This is a genomic window from Hyphomicrobium sp., from assembly GCF_035572195.1.
Lineage (GTDB): Bacteria > Pseudomonadota > Alphaproteobacteria > Rhizobiales > Hyphomicrobiaceae > Hyphomicrobium_B.
This window is the reverse complement of sequence record NZ_DATNBA010000063.1, coordinates 1-4904: the sequence shown is the minus strand read 5'-3', so window position 1 is coordinate 4904 and position 4904 is coordinate 1. Positions and strand designations below refer to the sequence as shown.

Genomic DNA, 4904 nt, shown 5'->3' with positions numbered 1-4904 from the left:
ACGCCGCACTAGACTGACACTTTGACCAACTTCGAGAAATCGATAACGCCTTCGTATTCGAACTCGACGGGTCCAGTCATGTGAATGTGATTGTCCGGCAACCATTCGACGTGAAGCGTTCCGCCGGGCAGCGTGACGTCGACGACGCGATCGGTCAGCCGTTTCCGAGCGGCCGAGACTGCAGCGGCGCAGGCCGCCGATCCGCAGGCCTGCGTCAACCCAGCGCCACGCTCCCACGTCTTCACGTCGATCGACTCCGACGAGGTTACGTGCGCGAGCGAAATGTTGGCGCGCTCCGGAAAGATAGGATGATTTTCGAGCATCGGCCCGAGCCGCGTCAGGTCGTAAGCCTTGAGATCATCGACCCAGAAGATGGCATGCGGATTACCGACGTTGACGACGGACGGCGAATGAAGAACCGGGCTGTCGATCGGGCCGATCTGCAGTTCGATCGCGCGCGTGTCGCGAAATTCCTCTGCGAGCGGAATGTCCTGCCAGCCGAATTTCGGCTCCCCCATATCGACGGTTATCGCCGTTGGATCCGTAACCAGCGTGTCGAGCACACCGGCGCGCGTTTCAACCTGGAACCGATTGCGGCCGACCGCCTGAGCCAGCAGCCAGCCGACACAGCGCATGCCGTTGCCACAGGCACCCGCCTCCGACCCATCGGCATTATAAATGCGAACATATGCTTCCGTGCCCGCCGTCTTCGCCGCGTGCAGGACCATCATCTGATCGAAGCGCGACGAGCGGTCGGCGGCGACCGCCGCAACCTCCTGCGGCGTGAACACCTTGGAGCTGTCGCGCAGATCGACGACGACGATCTCGTTGCCGAGGCCGTTCATTTTCACGAATGGGAGGGGCGGCGTGGCGCTCATGTCGCCCTATATGGCGAGAAGTACGCAAAATGACAATTCGCGATGAGCGATATTCATCGCCTACGAGCCTCTGTTTCCCCGCAGCAAGGCCCGTCGGACAGCGGGCTAATGGTCGAAACGGAACAAACCTCGAAGGCACCCAGTTTACGTGCCGCAATACAGCTTTCAGGCGTTCGCCTCTCCCTCCGAGTGCCTTCCGCCGCACGAGACCTCAATGACCCGAGCTGCCGTCCGACGCTACCGCCCGCGCCCGAACCCGCTTCTCCGCGTCGCCCTTGCCCGCGCGCGGCCCTGTTATTGCTATGGTTGCATTTGCCTGACCCCAGAGGAGAGAGCTTACGAGCGGCGGGTTTTCAAACTCGCGCACGCCTGGAGCAAGCAGTTGCGGGACGAACGGCGACGCCAAGCTCTGCCTGCGGTGTGATTGCGAAGCACCTCTCCGGCCTTTTCCTTTTTGGCTGACTTGTCCGGTCCCGAAAAAGAGAGCACAGCAGGGTCATTGTTCGCACCTCGGGGAAACGCAACGCTTGCCCGCAATGAAATTGCCAATGCACGTCGCCACGGCATTCGGTCTTGCGGCTCTCCTTGCCGTGAGCGTAGCCACCGATGCTTCCGCTGGTGACATTCTTTATGCTCTGAAGCTCGGAGCTTTGGCGCACGACGTGCCGGATCTGTGGAGCGGCTTCCAGGTCGAGCGCAACGCCGTCGATATCAACGTCGAAGCGCAATTTGCAGCGGCCTGGGCGCTGCCGTGGGGCGCCATCCGTCCTGTGATCGGCGGCACGATCAATACGCGCGGCGATACCAGCCACGGCTACATCGATGCCCGCTGGCAGGGCGACTGTCCTTCGGGACTTTTCTTCGGCCTCGGCCTCGGTGCGGCCGTCCACGACGGCGAGATCGGCGGCCCTGGCTCCGACCCGGACAAGAAATGGCTCGGCTCGCGTGTGCTGTTCCACATTCCGCTCGAGGTCGGCTACCACCTCGACGCGCACAATGATGTGTCGGTCTATTTCGAGCACACCTCGAACGCCTACACCGAGAAGTTCAACGAGGGCCTGGACCGCATCGGCGTCAGATACGGCTACCGGTTTTAAGGCGAGCGATCGGCTCGAATTTGCAGCTGCTGCCCAACCCTCGCGTCAACGCCGATAGCTTTCGTCGGTGACCTTTTCCATCCACTCGACAGTTTTCCCGTTCAACGCTTCCTGAATTGCGAAATGCGTCATCGCCGTCGTCGGAGCGGCTCCATGCCAGTGCTTCGCCCCAGGTGGAAACCAGATAACGTCGCCTGGACGAATTTCCTCGACCGGTCCGCCGTGCTGCTGAGCCCAGCCGCAGCCGGCCGTAACGATCAGCGTCTGACCGAGGGGATGCGTATGCCAAGCGGTTCGCGCGCCGGGCTCGAAGGTCACGTTGGCGCCAACGACGCGGGCAGGGTTTGGCGCCTGAAACAGCGGATCGATGCGTACGGCGCCAGTAAAATACTCCTCTGATCCTTTATTGGAGGGCTGTGAGCCGCCTCGCCTGATTTCCATTTTCGTATCCTTCTCGTTCCACTGACCGATTATTGGGCATTGCCAGTGCCTTGATACTGACAGGCGCTGGCTTTCATGGGCCAATATGGGGCCTACAGGCGGTTGACTTTATCCGACCCATCCCCCATACCCGCGCCATTCCGACGGCCCTGACCTCAGAGCCGCCGCCCTGCACATGGATAACTCCGGGAGGCAGGGGGGTTAACATCCGGCAGCGCGTGGCGCTCCCGGGTGCTTTTGTGTTTTGAGCAAATGCTCACCACCTGACCCGGATAACAAATTTTGATCACCGCCGGCTTGCCGGCAAGCGAACGGTTAGATGTTTCAATCGCTGACAGAGCGCCTTTCCGGCGTCCTCGACAAGCTGACACGACGCGGCGCGCTGACGGAAAGCGACGTCGTCGAGTCGATGCGTGAGGTTCGTCGCGCCCTGCTCGAGGCCGACGTCGCGCTCGATGTCGTCAAGGATTTCACCGAGAAGGTCAAAGCCAAAGCCGTCGGCGCCGAGGTGCTGCGCTCGGTGACGCCCGGCCAGATGGTCGTCAAGATCGTCAACGACGAACTCGTCGCAATGCTCGGCTCCAACGCCGCACCGATTGATCTGCATGCCGCCCCGCCGATCGGCATCCTGATGGTCGGCCTGCAGGGCTCCGGCAAAACGACGACGACCGCCAAGATCGCCTATCGCCTGACGAACCGCGAGCGCAAGAAAGTGCTGATGGCGTCACTCGATACGCGCCGTCCCGCTGCTCAGGAACAGTTGCGGGTGCTCGGCGAGCAAACGGGCGTTGCAACGCTTCCGATCATCGCCGGGCAGACGCCGCTGCAAATTGCGCGCCGCGCCGAAGATGCGGGCAAACTCGGCGGCTACGATGTAGTCATCTACGATACCGCCGGCCGCGTCACCGTCGACGAAGAGTTGATGGACGAAGTTCGCGACGTCAAAGTCGCCATTCATCCCCACGAAGTCCTGCTTGTTGCCGACGCGCTGACCGGCCAGGACGCCGTCAACACCGCCAAGGCCTTTGACGGCCATATCGGCGTCACCGGCATCGTATTGACGCGCGCCGATGGCGATGGCCGCGGTGGCGCCGCACTTTCGATGCGCGCCGTGACCGGTAAGCCGATCAAGCTGATTGGCGTCGGCGAAAAGTGGGATGCCCTCGAAGACTTCCATCCCGGGCGCATCGCCTCGCGTATTCTCGGCATGGGCGACGTCGTCAGCCTCGTCGAGAAGGCGGCGCAAACGATCGACGTCGAGAAGGCGACGAAGATCGCCGAGAAAATGAAGAAGGGGTCGTTCGACCTCGAAGACCTGTCCGACCAGTTGAGCCAGATGCAAAAGATGGGCGGCATGGGCGGCGTACTCGGCATGTTGCCGGGCGTCGCTAAGATCAAAGGGCAGATCAACGAAGCCGGTCTCGACAAAAGCCTCGTCCACCAGCGGGCCATCATCTCGTCGATGACGGCGCAGGAACGGCGCAATCCGAAGGTCCTCGACGCCCGGCGCAAACGCCGTATCGCAGCCGGCTCCGGCACCAAGGTCGAGGACATCAACAAGCTCGTGAAAATGCACCGCCAGATGGCGGACATGATGAAAACGATGGGCCGCAACGGCGGCATGCTCAACAAATTCCTGGGGCGCACAGGCGGCGGTCCTTCCGAAGCCGAAATGCGGTCGATGCAGGCCGAGCTTTCAAAGCTCGATCCGGGCGCGATTCAGCAGCTGCCGGAAGAACTCCGTGACCAAGTCGCCAAGGGTCTCAGCAGCTCCGGCTCCCGGCCCGGTCCGATGCCGGGTCTCGGACGCGGCCTTCCGGGCGGCTTGCCGGGGCTCGGCGGCGGACTTCCAAAATTCCCGGGGCTACCCGGAAAGAAAAAGTGAACACCTAGACGCAACCCTAATCGATCGAACAGGAGAACCAGCAGATGTCCGTCAAAATTCGTTTGTCGCGCGGCGGCGCCAAGAAGCGGCCTTACTACTACGTGGTGGTCGCGCATGGCGCGAGCCCCCGTGACGGCCGCTACATAGAGCAGATCGGCACCTTCGATCCGATGCTCAAGAAGGACGACGCGAACCGCGTGAAGCTCAAGGAAGACCGCGTCAAGCACTGGCTCTCGGTCGGCGCGCAGCCGACGGATCGTGTGCTGCGCCTGCTCGACGGTGCGGGCCTCGCCAAGCGCACGCCATCGAACAATCCGGAAAAGGCCAAGCCTAAGAAGAAGGCCCAGGAACGCGCCGCCGCAGAAGCCGAGAAGGCCGCCAAGGCGGCCGACGTCACTCCGCCTGCCGACGCTGCATAAGCAAGCTAGTTTTTGAGCAGCTAATTCTACTGAGCCTCCCGGGTGCGACTCGGGAGGCTTTATGTTGTCGTTCTCACTGGCCCGAGATTTGGAGCAGATAACAGTCCCTGCCAATTTTCTTGAACGGTGTTCAAATTGAAGCAACCTAAGCTTGTCGAGGGACTATTTGAGATTGCACCCGTGC

General features: G+C 61.7%; 5 protein-coding genes. 3 read left to right on the top strand and 2 right to left on the bottom strand.

All coding sequences use genetic code 11. The features are described from left to right. Positions 1-8: 8 nt before the first annotated feature. Complete coding sequence (dapF, locus tag VN623_RS06160) at positions 9-878, bottom strand: diaminopimelate epimerase (protein WP_325569190.1); 870 nt, start codon at positions 876-878, stop codon at positions 9-11. A gap of 548 nt (positions 879-1426) precedes the next feature. Between dapF and VN623_RS06155 the strand changes: the two genes are divergently transcribed. Continuing rightward, positions 1427-1975, top strand: a complete 549-nt coding sequence (locus tag VN623_RS06155; RefSeq protein WP_325569188.1) for an acyloxyacyl hydrolase — start codon at positions 1427-1429, stop codon at positions 1973-1975. Positions 1976-2020: 45 nt separating this feature from the next. Here VN623_RS06155 and VN623_RS06150 read toward each other — a convergent pair whose 3' ends face one another. After that, a complete protein-coding gene (locus tag VN623_RS06150) occupies positions 2021-2416 on the bottom strand; it encodes a (R)-mandelonitrile lyase (RefSeq protein ID WP_325569186.1) in 396 nt (131 codons plus the stop codon). A gap of 319 nt (positions 2417-2735) precedes the next feature. Here VN623_RS06150 and ffh point away from each other — a divergent pair, with 319 nt between their 5' ends. Then, complete coding sequence (gene ffh, locus VN623_RS06145; protein WP_325569184.1) at positions 2736-4301, top strand: signal recognition particle protein; 1566 nt, start codon at positions 2736-2738, stop codon at positions 4299-4301. Positions 4302-4345: 44 nt separating this feature from the next. Next, a complete protein-coding gene (rpsP, locus tag VN623_RS06140) occupies positions 4346-4720 on the top strand; it encodes a 30S ribosomal protein S16 (RefSeq protein WP_325569182.1) in 375 nt (124 codons plus the stop codon). Positions 4721-4904 lie beyond the last annotated feature (184 nt).

Coding starts and splice junctions, on each gene's coding strand:
- VN623_RS06155 (WP_325569188.1), top strand. CDS start 1,427: ATGCACGTCGCCACGGCATTCGGTCTTGCGGCTCTCCTTGCCGTGAGC.
- VN623_RS06150 (WP_325569186.1), bottom strand. CDS start 2,416: ATGGAAATCAGGCGAGGCGGCTCACAGCCCTCCAATAAAGGATCAGAG.
- ffh (WP_325569184.1), top strand. CDS start 2,736: ATGTTTCAATCGCTGACAGAGCGCCTTTCCGGCGTCCTCGACAAGCTG.
- rpsP (WP_325569182.1), top strand. CDS start 4,346: ATGTCCGTCAAAATTCGTTTGTCGCGCGGCGGCGCCAAGAAGCGGCCT.
- dapF (WP_325569190.1), bottom strand. CDS start 878: ATGAGCGCCACGCCGCCCCTCCCATTCGTGAAAATGAACGGCCTCGGC.